Below are 15,139 nucleotides of genomic sequence, written 5' to 3' on the forward strand. Positions count from 1 at the left end.
CGAATACCGCATCAGTTGCAGTTGGTTCTTTTGCATACTCACGACTGAGAGCGGAAGTTGGACCGAAGCAGCAGGACTAGAGACGAACTTCGGTGGGCAAGGCCGGAAAGTAACTGCCGAGCAGTTCCGAGCCGAACTCCGACGGCTCGCAGACGAACTGGGTCGGCGACCAACGGCCAAGGAGATGAACAAACAAGGCAACTACTCGGTGCCAACCTATATTCGGGTGTTCAGCTCGTGGACAGCAGCCTGCGAAGAATGTCTTAAGTGAGGACACCGAAGAGAGCCCACGAAGACCGACACAATTCCAGTGTCGTGAACTCACAACCAGTATTTCGACAGCTTCTCGTTTGAGCAGATGGTCAATGTTGGCGACGCGAATGAGAGAACGGTACTGCTCCGACTCAACAATCTCTGTCTAATCTTAAGCACGCACAGACATTCATCTTCGACTCCTCTGACAGCTCCGAACCACAACTCAACGTTGGACCTAGAACATCTCCAAACCCTGTATGAGTAGTCTTCTCCGTGGAAATCTGACGACTGTCATGTGGGACTAACGAAGAAACTCACCAGAAAACAAACACAAATTCGGATAGACATATCGAAGAAAATATAATGGGCCACAGGAGAATACCGAGTGCGATATCGACGTAATCTCTGCCCGGGGTTATGCTGTATCGCAACCAAAGAAATCCCACCCTCTCTCCCAATCCCAGGGTGGGGTGTCTTTCCTCAACAATTCTGTCTCATCGAAGAGCGTAGTCAGAGTCACCGACTACACACAAACCATTTAGCAGACACTTCCAAAGAGAGACTGATGCCCTCCAGACGGACCGTTCTTACAGCAGGCGTCGCTGCGCTCACAACCGGCGTCGCCGGCTGTAGTCGCTCGACGACACCGACGTCTGTGTCGACTACCCTGGACCACCCATGGCCCACCGCAGGACACGATCCGGGTGGAACTGGACACGCCGCCGCTGGTCCAACGAACCCCGATGTCGAATGGACATGGAGTCGAGAGTCGGTTTCACCACCGTTTTACAAGCGGTACAAGGCGAGTTCCTCGGGGTCAAGCCCCGAGGCAGTTCACGGCTTTCTGAGCACACCCGTCGTTGGAAACGGACTAGTGTATGTCGCAGGGATGATTTGGGACTACGGCGACGCCGACGATTTTACCAGCCAGCTACTTGCGTTGGACATTGACGGCGGATCGACGAGCTGGAAACAGACCTTCGACGACGGCGCGAGTGGAACCTTCGTCGAACGTGGGGGCCGTAAAGCCCGCCGCTGAAGACGCACTGGTGCGTAGTAGTGGGCTCACCGATGGCTCACCGAGAACAGACTACGCCGTCAATACCGCACGGGCAGCGAACACGAGGTTCTCTTTGCGTTCTCTGATGCGTCTGTAGAAATAGGACATCCACTTATCACCATACGGAATATACTGGTTGACCTCGTAACCGGCTTGCGCAAGCTCACGTTGGGCATCCTCGCGAACGCCCATCAACATCTGAATCTCGAAGTCCGTCCCGTGGACTTCGTGGAGGTCTTTGGCGTACTCGATCATCTCGGGGTCGTGACTGCCGACGGCGATGCCTCCATCAAAGTGCTCGAACATATACTCGAGATACTGTTTGTACGCCTGGTTCACGTGCGCTTTCTGTTTGTAAGCGACCGCAGATGGTTCATCGTAGGCACCTTTCACGAGTCGAACCTTGCCAGGAACGTCGGCGAGTCGTGGGAGATCCTCTGCGGTGCGCTTGAGGTTCGCTTGGATACAGAGGCCAACATCACCGTCGTACTGCGTTGCGAATTTCGTGTATGCGTCGAGTGTCACATCGGTTGTCGTCCGATCTTCCATATCTACCCAGACAAAGACGTCGTGTTCATCAGCATGGTCGATAATACGGCCAAGGTTGGCGGTGAACACGTCGTCGCCCGCATCAAGCCCAATCTGTGACGGTTTGACCGAAATACAGGCTTTCAATTCAGTCGTTCCGATTTGCGTGATAAGATCAAGGTAGGCGCTCACGTCTTCTTCCGCTGCCGCTTGTGTCTCATAGTGCTCTCCGAGGAGATTCAGTATACCACCGATGCCGTCGCGGTTGAGCTTGGCTACGTGATCGAGGGACTCGGTTGCTGTCTCTGCAGCAACGAACCGACTCGCAATAGGTGGGATCATCTCTTTTAAGAACGAGGCATAGATGGACCTAAATCAATCACCTACCAAATATTGCAAGCATAAGGGTGGGGAAATAATCTTGCTTACTCGTGGACGCCGTTAGCTATTCGCTCTGTATGCACCACTATGGTTGCCGACACCGACCATAGGAGGGGACAGGTATAATTGCCTCCTTCCAAGTGGTTTGAGTGACATTATCATGGGTGACTCAGAGGCAAGAACGGCAAGAGAAGAATGGGGAAGTCGATTTGGCTTTCTGATGGCGATGCTCGGGGCCATGGTCGGTGCGGGGAACATCTGGCGGATGCCATTCACCACGGGCGAGAACGGTGGTGGCGCGTTCCTCATCGCATACGTCCTGTTGTTGTACCTCATTGCAGTCCCCGGGTTGATGGCCGAGACGATGATCGGTCGGTACACGAACAACGGGGTTATTGGGGCATTCAGAGAGATCGTTGGGAGCAAACGTGGCCAGGGACTCGGACTCGTCGTCCTCATCGTCAACGTGGCGTTAATGTCCTACTACGCACCCATCATCGGGTGGGCGCTGTACTATGCTGGCCACTCCATGTTGATGACGTTCACACAGCCTGGATTCGAACCACAAGCGTTCTGGGACGGATTCATCTCTAACCCAGCGCTCGTCATCGGGATGCACACACTCACGATGGCGGGGCTCGCTGGCGTTCTTGTCTTCGGGATTCGTCGTGGCATCGAGCGTGTCGTCAAGTGGATGATTCCGCTTCTCGTCGTCGCATTGTTGGCAGTCGCGATTCGGGGGGTGACACTGCCCGGGGGGATGGAGGGCCTCGCGTTCGTTTTCACTCCCAATTGGGATTATCTCACGCGTGGGAGTACGTGGGTTGCGGCACTCAGTCAGGCACTTTTCTCGACCGGACTGGGATGGGGAATCGCGCTCACCTATGGGAGTTACCTCAGTCGCTATGACGACGTCCCGCTCGGTGGGGGACTGTTCACTGCCATTGGAAACACGAGTATCGGACTACTGGCCGTCTTCGCGACGTTCCCTGTCGTCTTTGCGTTCGGTCTTGAGCCGAGCGCTGGGTCGAACCTGCTTTTCATCTCACTTGCAGAAGTCTTCCCAGAACTCGCCGGTGGCTTCCTGTGGGCAATCGTGTTCTTCGTGTCGTTTTTCTTCGCGACGTTCACCTCCGGGCTCGGTATTACGGAGGTCGGCGTGACGACCGTCTCTGAGGAAACACGGCTTTCTCGAAGCAAGTCGGTGATTGCAGTCTGTGGCGCAATCTGGCTGCTCGGGCTGCCGAGTGCGTACTCGTCGTCGTTCCTCGGCCAGATGGACTTCATGTTTGGCAGCTTCGGGCTCCCGTTGGCGACGCTGTCAATCATCGCACTTGTCGCTTGGAAGTTCGGTCCCGAGCGTGCTCGCGTCATTGACCTGAATCGGAACGCCGGCATCTACGTCGGTAAATGGTGGAATCCGGTCGTTAAATACGTCATCCCCGTTGTGATGGTGTTCATCCTTGGCTACGGTGTCGTCAGCAGTATCGGCACGGAAAACCAGACGCTGATGATACTCGGTGTTGCGCTGATGGCCGGGCTCGTCGTCGTCAGTACCGTTGTGATGGGTGCGATCGGCAATGCACCTGAAGCGACGTCAGAAACGGTTCCCGAGGGAGGTGACTAAAATGGCACTCACAGCCGTCGCGTGGATGTCGATGCTGCTCGCAATCATCCTGTTACCTGGTGTTGCGATTGTCGTTCTCGTGAAATCGATGCGCTCAGAGGAACGAAAACTTGAGCTCCTGCAAGAACAAGGGAGTATCGACAGTTACTCACCACGTGCGCTCACTGAACTCCGTGAGTGGGTTCAAGCGAATCCAAACGATCCCTATGCGTCGATTGCCAGAGAGCGACACAACGAATGTGTGCGGACGCTCAAAGACATCGACGAACCGTACTACGAGTGGTCTGCTGAGGAGATCGAGCAACTCGAAGAACTCCAACCATGAACACCAAGCGATGCATCGACGAAATCGACACAGACGCGTCGTTCACGACAGTCGACACCCACACCGAGGGAGAGCCGACGCGTATCGTCCTTGATGGACTCGACACATCGGGACTAACGGGTGACAGTGTTCGCGAAAAGCGTGATACATTCGCCGACACTCACGATTGGGTTCGCGAGCTGTTGATGAAAGAGCCGCGTGGTCACGACGATATGTTCGGTGCAGTGCTCGTCGACTCACAGCACGACGCTGCCGACCTCGGCGTCTTCTTCATGGACAGCCAGGGCTATTTGGATATGTGTGGTCACGGGACCATTGGTGTCGTCTCCGCGCTTCTCGAGTTAGGCCAGCTGTCTCCAGAACCGTCCATTCACGTCGAGACTCCTGCTGGTATCGTCGAAGCACGGCCACAGTATGCTGAGACCGGTGTCGATAGCGTTACCATCCAAAATGTCCAGTCGTTCGTCTACGAGAAGGTGCGAGTCGACGTCTCCTTCCGTGAAACACCGTTGGACGTCGACATCGTCTATGCAGGGAATTTCTTCGCGATGGTCGACAGCGAGCAACTCGACGTGCCGGTCGAGACCGCTCACACGGACGAGTTCGTCGAGTGGGGTCTCGAAATCCGGGATGCCGTCAACGACGAACTGGATATCGTCCATCCCCTGACTGGCGATCCTGGCACGGTTACGATCACGGAAATCTATGGCTCGCCGACAAACGTCGACCGGAGTATCGTTGTCTTCGGTGATGGGCAAGTCGATCGGTCACCGTGTGGTACCGGCACGTGTGCAAAAATGACCCTGCTTCACGATGCCGGAGTACTCGACATCGAAGAACCGTATCTCCACGAAAGTATCGTCGGAACACAGTTCGAGGGCCGACTGATAGCAACTGAAGAACGCGACGGTATTACGGTGACCACGCCGCTCATCACGGGCAGTGCTCGAATCACAGGACAGCACACGTTCGTCAAAGACCCGAAAGATTCGATAACGGGCTTCAGTATCTCCTCGCGCTGAGTGAAACCTCAGTCACTCACCTCGATCCTCAGTTCAAAATCGATCGCAAGCAAAGCGATCTATTGGATGGTCGGTCTCCCCCTCAACTGCTAAGTCGGCAAGAATCTCGCCAACGACACTCGAGAACTTGAATCCGTGTCCGCTGAACCCACAGGCGACGACGACATTGTCGTACGTGGGGTGGTGATCGATGATGAATTCTTTGTCGGGCGTATTCGTGTACAAGCAGGTCGACAGTGCCATCGAGGGGCCATTCGCAGATGAAAGGCCCTGGGCCACCCACTCTCGGAGGGCGGCTTCGTCTTTGTTTCGAGGTTCGCGTGCCATCTCGTCTGGATCGACATCTTCTCCAAAGTGATAGTGTTTCCCGACTTTCACGCCCGGCACGTGGAACTGCGGGAAGCCGTAATAGAGGTCGTCCTCGTCGCGTTCGACGATATAGACGGGGAACGACTCGGGCTGAAAGTTTCTCGGAGTCGTCGGCTGGAACCAGCCGAGCACCTGCCGCTGTGGTTGAAGTACGTCAGCGAGTTCAGGCAGCATTGTTGGTGCCCACGCTCCTGCGGCGACAACTAACTTCTCGGCCGTGTAGGTATCTCGATCCGTTACGACGCGCACCAACTCATCGGTGGCTTCCCAATCAGTTACCCGCTCGCGAGCGTGGATTGTTCCACCCTCGCGATGGGTCGCATTGACGTGCGCGACGATGCATTGCTCTGACCACAGCAAGCCACCCTCCGATTGGTACACGCCTACGAAATCATCGGGAAGGTCGAACCCCGGGAATCGCTCGTTGACTTCGGCTGCATCCAACCCTTCGTATTCGAGACTGTGGGTCTGACATGCCTCTTTGGCACCAGTAACGGTCTCTGAATCTGGACGGCCGAGCGCGAGCGATCCGTGGCTGTAGAGCAATTGCTGGTCGTGTTGTCTTTCGAGGTCTCTCCAAAGCTCGTAGGCCCGCTCAAGTAAGGGCACATAGTCGGGATGCTCGTGGTACGCTTTTCGGATAATACGGGTCACGCCGTGTGAAGACCCCATCGTGTGTGGAATGTCGTATCGTTCGAGACCAAGGACGTCAACACCTCGTGACGCTAGATAATGCGTTGCGGCGCTTCCCATCCCTCCAACACCGACGACGATTACGTCGTACTCTGCATGGTTTGCGGAGTCGTGTTTGGTCATGACGACACCATTGAATCAAACTCCCCTGAAGTTAGGGGTGCGAACGATCCTTTTGACAGAGATGCAACGCAGCCCTGAAGACTAGCACCGATTGTTGCTGTCAACAACCCAGAATCGCTCACTCATATTGGTTCAGGAGCTTCGCTTCTGCCTTCCTGAGATGCTCGAGTAACGTTGTCTTCGAGATGTCCAACTCGTCGGCGAGTTCGCGAGTAGTGGTCTCTCTCGGCCACGCGTAGTAGTTGTGCTCGCACGCGAGTTCGAACACTTCGCGCTGTCGATTCGAGAGTTTATCCTGTTGATGTTCAATCTGATTCGTCGTGTTCGAGATCGACGCAACCTTGGTCACCTCGATTTCAGCGCCCTTCTCGTCTTCCAATGCAGCGAGCCGTTCTTCGAGTTCGTCACGTTGATTGGTGTCGATGAGGGGCCAGTACTCCCACCCGTTGTCGACCCGCACTGGGGCGTCATGAACGAACCCATACGCAAGCAGTGAGTCGGTCATACTGTTCTCGGGATTATACTCGACCATGATTTCACGAGTCGTATTCCCGGCGTTCGAGACATTTTTATCGAACTCATGACGTGGACTCAGCTCCGATACCGAATCGGTCAACCGGGACTCTCTCGTCCTCTCGATGAACTCGTCGATCTGATCGACCTGATCAGCGTAGACCGTAAAATGACCCGTCACCGTGTCTGCAGGTTTGTTGTACACGGTGTGTGCAATCATACCCGCATCCGTCGAATCAGTCACTTCGAGCGTCCAACAGTCGGGATGCCAGATTTTGAGTGTGAGTCGAGTTGTTCCGGTGACTCCGCTCTGATGGGCATCGACTTTCGACATGTTTTATCATCCTGCTTTGGTCCCATATAAACACTGCCTCCCATAGTCGGGGTCGATCCCCCTATTCACGTAACTACATACTCTGAACCCAGCGAGAACAGCTTCTCGAACCATACAGATTGTCAATCCAGAGACAATAGCACTCTCGCGGCCCACCATGGGAGGGAATCGTTATTACAGGCTCGTGGTCCCAGAGTGACGCATGTCTTCCCAGCAAACCGAGCAGACGTACAAACACTACATCGGTGGCGAGTGGACAAGCGGTGACGGGACAGAGACGTTCGAGAGTACGAACCCAGCAACGGGTGAGGTACTCGGTGAATTCAGCCGCGGCACCGAGAGCGACATCGACGCCGCACTCGCCGAGGCCGACGACGCCGAAGAAGAGTGGCGCGAACTGTCGCACATCGACCGCGCAGAGTACCTCTGGGACATCTACCACGAACTTCGTGAGCGCACCGACGAACTCGCCGAAGTCGTCACCAAAGAGTGCGGCAAAGAGATTTCGGAGGGTCGTGCGGACGTCATCGAAGCGTACCACATGGTCGAGTGGGCCGCAGCCGATGCTCGCCACCCGAAGGGCGACGTCGTTCCGAGCGAGATTCCAAGCAAGGACGCGTACATGCGCCGCAAGCCACGCGGCGTCGTCGGCTGTATCACGCCGTGGAACTTCCCAGTCGCCATTCCCTTTTGGCACATGGCCGTCGCACTCGTCGAGGGTAATACGGTTGTCTGGAAGCCCGCCGAACAGACGCCGTGGTGTGGTCAGATCATCGCCGAGATGTTCGAGGAGGCAGGCATCCCCGACGGCGTGTTCAACATGGTCCAAGGCTTCGGCGACGTCGGCGCCTCTATTGTCGAAGACGAGCGTGTCGACACCGTCCTCTTTACGGGGAGTGCAGAGGTTGGCCACGAGGTCGCCGAGAAGGTCGCTCAACAACCCGGCAAACTCGCCGCCTGTGAGATGGGCGGGAAGAACAACGTCGTCATCACCGAAGAAGCGGACCTCGACGTTGCCGTCCACTCGGCGCTCATGAGTTCGTTCAAGACGACCGGCCAGCGCTGTGTCTCTTCTGAGCGACTGGTCGTCCACGAAGACGTCTACGACGAGTTCAAAGCGCGCTTCGTCGAACTCGCCGAGAACGTCTCGGTTGGTGACCCTCTTGAAGAGGACACCTTCATGGGACCGCTCATCGAGGCCGACCACAAAGAGAAGGTCACGAAGTACAACCAACTGGCGAAAGACGAGGACGTGAACGTGCTCGTCGACCGCACCGAGTTAGCCGACGACGAGATTCCTGAGGGTCACGAAGCGGGCCACTGGGTTGGGCCGTTCGTCTACGAGGCCGACGCGTGGGAGGACCTGCGTTGTACCCACGAGGAAGTGTTCGGCCCCCACGTTGCGCTACTGAAGTACTCCGGTGATATCGAGGAGGGCGTTGCCATCCAGAACGATACCGACTACGGGCTGGCTGGTGCTATCATCTCCGAGAACTACCGCCAGATCAACTACTTCCGCGATAACGCTGAGGTTGGTCTCGCCTACGGCAATCTCCCGTGCATTGGTGCAGAGGTTCATCTGCCGTTCGGCGGCGTCAAGAAGTCCGGCAACGGCTACCCCTCCGCGCGTGAAGTCATCGAAGCTGTGACCGAGCGCACTGCGTGGACGTTGAACAACTCGAAGGACATCCAGATGGCCCAAGGGCTCTCTGCAGACATCAAGACGAGGTCCGAATAATTCGCAGTATACCCAATCCATGCATCCGCACTAGTGACGGGCAGAGTTCGAAGTGGACCAATTCTCGTGGGGGGTATACGGACGTCGACGGGTCAGAAAGACAGAATCTCTCAACCGACTGGATTCGAATTAGCCTATTTTGAAATAGCCTATTTTGGATTAGCCTATTTCAAAATAGGCTGCTCGGAAGTATTATACTGATATCCAAACACTGGACTGTATGGACCGCTTCGTGGACCGGGAGAGCGAACTCTCGCGGCTTCAGCACGCGGTAGCGCGGAGCCTCCTTCCTCAACGAGCGTCGAAGACGCGAGTAGGGAGGAGAGGAAGCGCGTTCGCATAGGGTTAATACACTCCGCGACGTACCCCGTGTCACTGTCACCCTCGCACAAGTCGGGGACGATAGAAGCCACCAGTAAACTGGCTTCTGTGGTGCGATTCCAACGCACCCTATACTCGGGGACGCACGCCTTTGCGTGCAACCACCGAGAATTAAATCGACGGGACAATCCACACAACGGGTCTGATAAGTGTGGGTCGCAGCAACAACTCCGACCTGCTGCCCATTCTGTGGACGGTAAGAGGAAGTCGGGCCGTGTCCATGCACGGGGCACAGGGTACAATCGCGGTGCGGGAAAAGCCCTGTCCTCAAGGAGTGACCGACCGTCGCAAGGCGGGAGGGAGCGAGTAGGGCAGGGTAGTTTACGATTGCTACGACTCAGATGACGCCGAGATGATCATCATCTTCGGTCGTCGTCGCCTTGGCAAGACCGAACTGGTTCGACAGTCGCTGTCAGACCGTGACGACACTGTACTGTACCAAGCGACCGAGACGACGCCGCAGGTGCAACTGGACGAGTTTGTTGATGTCGCCTCAGAGTCGTTTCCTGGAATCAGCCGAATCAAAGCGGAGTGGGAATCACTCCTCGGGTACCTTACAGAGCAGGATGCGATTGTCGTGCTCGACGAGTTCCCGTATCTCATCGACGCCGATGGAAGTCTCCCCTCTGTCATCCAGCGACTGTGGGATCAAGAGCTCAGAGACACCGCGGCGACGCTCATCTTGATCGGTTCGTCAATCAGTATGATGGAAGAGGCGACACTGCTCGGGAACAGCCCGCTGTACGGTCGATTCACCGAAAAAATTGATCTCCAACAACTAGATTTCGATGCTGCATGCGAGTTCTTCCCAGACACCTATACACCTGAAGAACAGGTACTTGTGTGGAGTGTGTTCGGCGGCACGCCATACTATCTTGACAGCATCGCACGTGACTCGGATCTCGGAACGGTCATCCAACAGTCGCTTCTCTCACAGCAGGGATTTCTTCACAACGAACCCGAGTACGTCCTCCGCACGGAACTGACGGAACCAAATCGATACTTTGCTATCCTGAAAGCAATTGCCGCCGGGAATACGACCTCCAACGAGATTGCGCAGACAATCGGAATCGATGGGAAGCAGATTTCGACATACACGCAGAAGCTAGCGCGGCTCAGATTGATCGAACGTGAGGTCCCAGTCACCGAGGACAAGACAAAATCACGTCGGGGTCGATACCGGATTCTCGACCCGCTGTTTCGCTTCTGGTTCCGATTTGTCTACGGGAACGAAGACCGGTATGACCGACTGGGCAGCGCTGCCTACGAGGCCGTTATTGAACCGGAGCTGGCCGATTTCGTGAGCCAAGAGTTCGAGATACTTTGTCAAGACGCCCTCCCTGAGCTGTATCCTGCGGAGACGTTCGTCGATATCGGCCGGTGGTGGTACCACGAGCACGAAGTCGATGTGATCGGGCTGACGAACAATGGCACAATGGTCACAGGCGAGTGCAAGTTCACGAATTCCTCGCTCGATTACAGCGCGCTTGCGTCGCTCGAAACCCACACCGACGAGATTCGATGGTCACCAAGCGGTGAGCCAGTAACGCATGAATATGCGCTTTTTGCCCGAAATGGGTTCACGGAGTCGGTACGAGAGGCTGCCGCCGACCGCGACGACCTTCAGTTATTCGACCTCACCAAGGTCGTTGAGAGCGTCTCAATGGTGTGAGGTGAAGTGGTGTCTTGTTGAGGCGGGGCTTCCTGCTTCGACGACGCGCTTCGTGGACCTGAATGAGTGTCCGTAGGGAGCGCAATCTCCACAGGCGTTGACGAGAGCAACACTCTCGTTTGCACATCAGAACCGTGGAGCGATTCTGAGAACGTTGATTCGGCGAGACTGTCAGCCTTCAATTCACGCTTCTTCGTTTGGGTCACCGCCTGGGTGCGGAACAGACATCGACTAGCTGCCTGCCTCGGCGGGCTCTGTCGTGGGTGCCAAGAAGTCCCACTCACGGATGGCAAAGCCGACAATTTCAATGCGGCGCTGCAGACGCTCCCACTCACGTGCAATCTCACGGCGGCGATCCTCCTCATCAGCTTCGAGCGTCTCATCAACGAGAGTCCCACGAAGTAGGTTCGGTGACTCGACGTCAAACTCATCCTCCCAGTCACGGATTTGGGTCTTCATCTCGGCGAGGCGATCGGTAAGTTCCTCGACAGTGTGTCCGCTGTCTCGAAGGCGCATCGCCTCTTGCATTGCTTGACGGCGGTAATCTGGGTAGTACGTGGTGTGGGTCCCGCTGTCGTCACGGTGGAGAATCCCGTCGTTGACGAGTCGCCCGAGGACACGTTTGGTAGGCTCATGTGACCAGCCCGCTTCGGACGCAATCCAGTTTGCTGTTCGTGGCTCAGAGAGCTGCCGCGTGACCATCCGAACCCGATCTTCGCCAGTCGTCTGGCGGGCCATGAGCCCGCTCTCGGGATTCGATTCTTCTTCCGCCATGAAACACGGTTCGCGCCCTATCTTGATATCGGTTGAGGAGGTTCGCTCTATATTGAATCTCGATGGGCTATCGGGTTTGGTTAGTTGTCCCTTTTCGGTTCCAACCCACACCGGGAGGGACCGGCGACACCACCGTTGTCGTCTCGGCTTGGCTACGTGGTGTCTAAAAGGCCTCGGGAGGCAACGCTGACGTGAATTTCTAATCAAAATAGGGTTGGCCCTCATAGAGGTTCGTTAAACCCATAGTCGCATATTTGGGTGTTTCAAGTCGCTCAAACGCTGACTTACACTCGAAACGACCCCTCTCTCTGTTATCGGTTGCTCAAGTTTTGCTCAAGGGTACCACTCTTACCCATCCTAACCTCTCTGTACACTCGAAACGACCCCGCATTAGCGTTCAGCTACCACCGACTCGCCGCCAACTGTTCTACTCACGAACACTGCGTGATGCGTCCCTGAGAACAGAGCTCTCTGTTCGGTGACGCGCTTTGAGACGTAGTGTCTCTGGATGAACGATAGAACGCTCGCCGGTGCAATTTCGTAGGCTGCAGCCGCCGTCGAGAGCACGAAGAATCCAACCAGTAGCCCAAGTGTTTCGAAACGAGAGGTATGGGCGTTCACAGTGTGTTTGTCCGTGGTTCTCAGAGCGGTCCCAAACCGTTTGTCGTCTGTGCAGCCGGCTCAGTCTCCACTTGACGAGTCATCGTCATTCGTACGTCGATTCGAAAGACTCTCTCACTCCTGAAGACTCATCGTTCTGACTGAGAACCAGTTGCAACTTGAGTCGCGCTTTGTGTGTCGGAAGGTCATCCGCGTGCACGGCGCCGTGTGAGGCGAGTGTCTGGCCACCGCCAGCCGTTCCATACACAGGTGCTGTCGACCCAGCGTAGCAGCGAGAGGTAACGACGACTGAGATTCCCTCAGCAAGCGCCTGCTCGACAGCGTCTCCGAGCGACGACGTCGTGTTTCCCAGTCCCGTTCCCTCGAGGACAATTCCGTCGACGCCTGCTTCGATGGCCTCCTCAAGTTGCACAGGTCCCACACCAAGCCCGGATTGGACGGTGCGGACGGTTGCAGACACTGCGAACTCCTCGAACGTCGCTGAGTAGCTACCGGGGGAGCGATACAGTCGAACGGCATCACGAGTGAGGACTGCGATTGGGCCTTTATCCGGTGAAGAGAATGTATCAAGGGCGTGTGTGTGGCGCTTCGTCACATCACGAGCTGAATGGAGTTCTTCGTCGAAAGCGATGTAGACACCACCGCTCTCGCGAATCCGTTCGTCGGTGAGCACTCGCACTGCTGTAAGGAGGTTTGCAGGTCCATCGGCACTCACTTCGTCAGCGGAGCGTTGTGCACCGGTGAAGACTACCGGAGTATCACTATCGAGCGTCATATCGAGGAGGTACGCAGACTCTTCCATCGTATCCGTCCCATGGGTCACGACGATACCGTCTGCACCGCCCTCCACTTCATCGTGGACAGCATTACGAAGCTTCTCTATAGCTTCAAGGTCCATGGTGAAACTTGGTCGTTGAATCACCTCTCGTACCGTCAACTCGGCGTACTCTTCTAGCTGCGGGACCGCTGTGACCAGTTCTTCACTCTGTTTACTCGGCGCTGTCCCGGTCGCATCTTGTGTGCTTGCAATCGTCCCACCAGTACCTAGCACCGAAATACTCGGTCTCATTGACCGAAAGTCACAGCAATATCCCAATAGTCTGTGGCCCACGGCAGGATACTGAGCCGAGTCCGTGTACTCTCCAACCTCACTATCAACTCAAGTACGAGCAAGGCTTTCTGGCTCAACTACAATTATGATTTTGCTCAGAGAAGAATCAATTGAGTATCATGAGCAAAATTGACGTAGCAATCGGCGTCGATGCAGACTGTGTTGCTGGCTGGCTCGGATCGTATGGTGGGGCGGATTCACCCGCAGATCTCTCGCGAGGACTTTCTGCGGGGAAAGAAGGGATCCCTCGACTAGTACAGTTGTTCGAAGACCAAGACATCGATACGTCGTGGTTTATCCCTGGCCATACAATCGAGACGTTCCGCGATGAAGTTGATTCTGTCGCCGCGGGTGGTCACGAAATCGGCGTGCACGGTTACTCACACGAAAACCCAACAGATCTCGCACGTGAACAAGAAGACGAGATTATCGAGGCGTCGATCGATCTCATCGAAGACGTCACCGGCGAAAAACCAGTTGGCCACCGGGCTAGTTGGTGGGAGTTCAGCGAAAATACCCCCGACCTCGTCGAGAAACACGGGTTTCTCTACGACAGCAGTCTCATGGAGACGGAGTTCGAGCCAACGTGGATGCGAAAAGGTGACTCGTGGAAAAAGATCGAGTACGAAGAGGACGCCCAAACCTGGATGGAGCCCTACCAGTACGGCGAAGAGACCGATATCGTCGAGATTCCGATCAGTTGGTACCGTGATGATATCCCGCCGATGTTGTTCATCAAACAGCCCCTGTACCACGCTGGATACAAAGACCCTGCAATGATGTATGAACAATACTACAAGCGCCAGTTCGAGTATCTGTACAATCGCCGCGGGGCTGGCGTCTACACCTTCACCATCCACCCTGACCTACACGGCCTCCCACACATGATCTCCCACCTCGAGGAGTTTATCCAGTACGTCAAAGGTCACGAACATGCGGAGTTCAAGACGTTAGAAGAGATTGCACACACGTTCAAGGACGATCCATCGGTGTACGAAGCCGAAGGGAACTACGTATAGCCGTTTCGAGCGTTGGGAATAGCTCGCACCTATGCAGTCGTCTTGGACGGTTCTTCTACCCGCTCACGGCTAACACTGTTTGGTGAAGTATCTAAATGGCGTATTTTGAGAATATTTGGCTCGAGAAACGCTAAGAGTCACGCGCCCGAATTCTCGAATACGATGGCAACGAACCATGGACACGCGGTCGACAATCAGGTCCCGGAAGATCCGGCGGACCTCCTCCCGGAAGACAGCGTGCTCACACTCGATGAATATCTTGCAATGCACGCTGCCGTCGGCCATCGCACTCGCTACGAGATTTTGTATCGCCTCGTCCACGGCGGCGAGATGAGCCCCAAAGAACTCGAGGCTGCCCTCGACATCGACGACAGCACGCTTCACTATCATCTTAACAAGCTTGTCGAGGTTGGACTCGTCGAGAAACGACAGCAAACTGAACGCGGCCAAGATGGGCTGTATACCTATTACCGAGCGACTATCTTCGGTGAGGTGACGCTCACGGAGGGCGTTGATGAACTAATCCGTGGCGAGCAAGACTTCGAAGCGTTGTACGACAGCTCGAGCGAAGCTTGAACAAGCCGCACGTCCAG

Annotated in this window: 13 protein-coding genes and 2 pseudogenes; 9 read left to right on the forward strand and 6 right to left on the reverse strand. The window is 55.6% G+C overall.

The window, feature by feature from the left end; genetic code table 11:
* Positions 1–34 precede the first annotated feature (34 nt).
* Positions 35–271: a homing endonuclease associated repeat-containing protein gene (locus BM083_RS24100; protein ID WP_394327588.1), complete on the forward strand. Its 237-nt coding sequence runs from the start codon at positions 35–37 to the stop codon at positions 269–271.
* A 549-nt stretch (positions 272–820) separates the two neighbouring features.
* The gene (locus tag BM083_RS22705; protein ID WP_143085658.1) at positions 821–1,294 is read left to right on the forward strand and encodes a hypothetical protein; all 474 of its coding nucleotides are present in this window, start codon (positions 821–823) and stop codon (positions 1,292–1,294) included.
* A 51-nt stretch (positions 1,295–1,345) separates the two neighbouring features.
* Here BM083_RS22705 and BM083_RS02050 read toward each other — a convergent pair whose 3' ends face one another.
* On the reverse strand, positions 1,346–2,185 hold the full coding sequence (locus tag BM083_RS02050) for a proline dehydrogenase family protein (protein WP_089865095.1): 840 nt from the start codon (positions 2,183–2,185) through the stop codon (positions 1,346–1,348).
* 199 nt (positions 2,186–2,384) lie between these two features.
* Here BM083_RS02050 and BM083_RS02055 point away from each other — a divergent pair, with 199 nt between their 5' ends.
* Genes BM083_RS02055 through BM083_RS02065 form a run of 3 tightly spaced genes read left to right on the forward strand, consistent with a single transcriptional unit; the run spans position 2,385 to position 5,198 of the window.
* Entirely contained in the window at positions 2,385–3,851 is a 1,467-nt protein-coding gene (locus BM083_RS02055; RefSeq protein WP_089865098.1) for a sodium-dependent transporter, read from the forward strand.
* A gap of 1 nt (position 3,852) precedes the next feature.
* On the forward strand, positions 3,853–4,176 hold the full coding sequence (locus tag BM083_RS02060) for a DUF8026 family protein (RefSeq protein WP_089865101.1): 324 nt from the start codon (positions 3,853–3,855) through the stop codon (positions 4,174–4,176).
* Positions 4,173–5,198, forward strand: coding sequence for a proline racemase family protein (locus tag BM083_RS02065; protein WP_089865104.1), 1,026 nt, complete (start codon positions 4,173–4,175; stop codon positions 5,196–5,198). The genes BM083_RS02060 and BM083_RS02065 overlap by 4 nt, the downstream gene beginning before the upstream one ends.
* A 33-nt stretch (positions 5,199–5,231) precedes the next feature.
* Here the strand turns inward: BM083_RS02065 and solA are convergent, their stop codons facing one another.
* Positions 5,232–6,383 (reverse strand): N-methyl-L-tryptophan oxidase, encoded by a 1,152-nt coding sequence (solA, locus tag BM083_RS02070; RefSeq protein WP_089865109.1) that lies wholly within the window; start codon positions 6,381–6,383, stop codon positions 5,232–5,234.
* 118 nt (positions 6,384–6,501) lie between these two features.
* Positions 6,502–7,230 (reverse strand): helix-turn-helix domain-containing protein, encoded by a 729-nt coding sequence (locus BM083_RS02075; protein WP_089865110.1) that lies wholly within the window; start codon positions 7,228–7,230, stop codon positions 6,502–6,504.
* A gap of 202 nt (positions 7,231–7,432) precedes the next feature.
* Between BM083_RS02075 and BM083_RS02080 the strand changes: the two genes are divergently transcribed.
* Entirely contained in the window at positions 7,433–8,968 is a 1,536-nt protein-coding gene (locus BM083_RS02080) for an aldehyde dehydrogenase family protein (protein WP_089865113.1), read from the forward strand.
* Between the two features lie 709 nt (positions 8,969–9,677).
* A pseudogene (locus BM083_RS02085) lies at positions 9,678–11,021 on the forward strand (ATP-binding protein); the annotation flags it as partial.
* Between the two features lie 231 nt (positions 11,022–11,252).
* On the opposite strand, the gene BM083_RS02090 reads toward BM083_RS02085, so the two are convergent.
* The 3 genes and pseudogenes from BM083_RS02090 to BM083_RS02095 form a co-directional block, all read right to left on the reverse strand.
* Positions 11,253–11,795: a DUF7342 family protein gene (locus BM083_RS02090; protein WP_089865119.1), complete on the reverse strand. Its 543-nt coding sequence runs from the start codon at positions 11,793–11,795 to the stop codon at positions 11,253–11,255.
* Positions 11,796–12,299: 504 nt separating this feature from the next.
* Positions 12,300–12,440 (reverse strand): annotated as a pseudogene (locus BM083_RS24105) (MFS transporter); the annotation flags it as partial.
* A 61-nt stretch (positions 12,441–12,501) separates the two neighbouring features.
* On the reverse strand, positions 12,502–13,485 hold the full coding sequence (locus BM083_RS02095; protein ID WP_089865122.1) for an asparaginase: 984 nt from the start codon (positions 13,483–13,485) through the stop codon (positions 12,502–12,504).
* A gap of 161 nt (positions 13,486–13,646) precedes the next feature.
* Between BM083_RS02095 and BM083_RS02100 the strand changes: the two genes are divergently transcribed.
* Together BM083_RS02100 and BM083_RS02105 are read left to right on the forward strand one after the other, a co-directional pair.
* A complete protein-coding gene (locus BM083_RS02100; RefSeq protein WP_089865128.1) occupies positions 13,647–14,546 on the forward strand; it encodes a polysaccharide deacetylase family protein in 900 nt (299 codons plus the stop codon).
* A 162-nt stretch (positions 14,547–14,708) separates the two neighbouring features.
* The gene (locus BM083_RS02105) at positions 14,709–15,122 is read left to right on the forward strand and encodes an ArsR/SmtB family transcription factor (protein ID WP_089865131.1); all 414 of its coding nucleotides are present in this window, start codon (positions 14,709–14,711) and stop codon (positions 15,120–15,122) included.
* The last annotated feature ends 17 nt before the right edge of the window (positions 15,123–15,139 follow it).

The organism is Halogranum rubrum (genome assembly GCF_900114455.1).
Taxonomy (GTDB): domain Archaea; phylum Halobacteriota; class Halobacteria; order Halobacteriales; family Haloferacaceae; genus Halogranum; species Halogranum rubrum.

Excerpts from the sequence above, each read along its gene's own strand:
- BM083_RS02090 (WP_089865119.1), bottom strand. The coding sequence starts at position 11,795 with ATGGCGGAAGAAGAATCGAATCCCGAGAGCGGGCTCATGGCCCGCCAG.
- BM083_RS02060 (WP_089865101.1), top strand. The coding sequence starts at position 3,853 with ATGGCACTCACAGCCGTCGCGTGGATGTCGATGCTGCTCGCAATCATC.
- BM083_RS22705 (WP_143085658.1), top strand. The coding sequence starts at position 821 with ATGCCCTCCAGACGGACCGTTCTTACAGCAGGCGTCGCTGCGCTCACA.
- BM083_RS02080 (WP_089865113.1), top strand. The coding sequence starts at position 7,433 with ATGTCTTCCCAGCAAACCGAGCAGACGTACAAACACTACATCGGTGGC.
- BM083_RS02065 (WP_089865104.1), top strand. The coding sequence starts at position 4,173 with ATGAACACCAAGCGATGCATCGACGAAATCGACACAGACGCGTCGTTC.
- BM083_RS02050 (WP_089865095.1), bottom strand. The coding sequence starts at position 2,185 with ATGATCCCACCTATTGCGAGTCGGTTCGTTGCTGCAGAGACAGCAACC.
- BM083_RS02055 (WP_089865098.1), top strand. The coding sequence starts at position 2,385 with ATGGGTGACTCAGAGGCAAGAACGGCAAGAGAAGAATGGGGAAGTCGA.
- BM083_RS02105 (WP_089865131.1), top strand. The coding sequence starts at position 14,709 with ATGGCAACGAACCATGGACACGCGGTCGACAATCAGGTCCCGGAAGAT.
- BM083_RS02100 (WP_089865128.1), top strand. The coding sequence starts at position 13,647 with ATGAGCAAAATTGACGTAGCAATCGGCGTCGATGCAGACTGTGTTGCT.
- solA (WP_089865109.1), bottom strand. The coding sequence starts at position 6,383 with ATGACCAAACACGACTCCGCAAACCATGCAGAGTACGACGTAATCGTC.
- BM083_RS02075 (WP_089865110.1), bottom strand. The coding sequence starts at position 7,230 with ATGTCGAAAGTCGATGCCCATCAGAGCGGAGTCACCGGAACAACTCGA.
- BM083_RS02095 (WP_089865122.1), bottom strand. The coding sequence starts at position 13,485 with ATGAGACCGAGTATTTCGGTGCTAGGTACTGGTGGGACGATTGCAAGC.